Genomic DNA, 1,107 nt, shown 5'->3' on the forward strand with positions numbered 1-1,107 from the left:
CCGGACAGGACTCAAGGGCAGGGTGACGTACGTGATCCACTTCTGGACGTTTTGCCAACCACTGGGCGACTTTTAAGCTGCTTTCTGCATGCTGACGTAGGCGTACATCAAGAGTACGGATTCCTCGTGATCCCAAGTAGGCATCGTCAGGTGATACACATTGCCCCATGAGATAGCTTTGCTCGCGCAGTTGATCCCAGTGCTTTTCGTTGGCGACAGCGGTGCCGAGCATCACATCTGAATGACCGATGATGTATTTCGTCGCGGCTTGGATCGAGATATCAACGCCATGCTCAAACGGTGAGAAGTTAACCCCAGCAGCCCAAGTATTGTCGAGCATGACAACGATCTCGGATTCATGGGCGATTTTTGACAATGTTGGGACGTTTTGAACTTCCATGGTGATTGAGCCAGGAGACTCAAGGAAAAGTACTTTGGTGTTTGGTTTAATCAAGTCACGAATCCCTTCCCCAAGCGTAGGCTCGAAGTAAGTAGTCTCAACCCCCATTTTCTTAAGGATCTTGTCACAAAAATCGCGAGTGGGTTCGTAACAGGTATCCACCATGAGGATATGGTCGCCTGTAGCGACGAAAGAAAGGATGGCATTCGAAATCGCCGCCGTACCACATGGGTAGAGCGCACAACCTGCACCACCTTCAATCTCGGTCATAGCATCTTGGAACGCAAAGTGTGTGGTGGTTCCTCGGCGACCATAGAATAGCGTTTTATTGGCGCGGTTTACTGTTGCATGGTGTTTCTCCGCAACGGTATCGAAAACTACGGTCGAGGCTCTTTGAATCGCTGGGTTAACGACACCTTGGGTCCATTTTTTGTCGCGACCTGCGGTAACAAACTTGGTCTGCTTACTTTCTGACATCAGAAGTCCTTATCAATTACTTTGCCCTATTTAAAACATGGCAAAGCACGAATAGCAAGGGTTTAAAGTAGAGGATTGAATAGATAGAAAACACGCTCTAAGAAACGAGAGGACAGAGTACGTTGACTCCATTTCGTTACGTCGACAATGTGAGACTCTTCAATATAACCTTGTTGCAGCCAGTACATCTCTTTGGTGAACGCCATATCGTCAATCGCTAATGTCAGTTC

The 1,107-nt window shown here is 48.0% G+C and carries 1 protein-coding gene and 1 pseudogene; both read right to left on the reverse strand.

The genetic code is table 11. From position 1 onward, the window contains the following. Window positions 1-877: cystathionine beta-lyase (gene metC / locus QTO00_RS20100; protein ID WP_331426324.1), on the reverse strand; the 877-nt coding region annotated here is incomplete at its 3' end. Between the two features lie 62 nt (window positions 878-939). Continuing rightward, window positions 940-1,107, reverse strand: a pseudogene (gene cls / locus QTO00_RS20105) (cardiolipin synthase); the annotation flags it as partial.

It is taken from the genome of Vibrio sp. M260118 (genome assembly GCF_036533755.1).
Classification (GTDB): Bacteria; Pseudomonadota; Gammaproteobacteria; order Enterobacterales; family Vibrionaceae; genus Vibrio.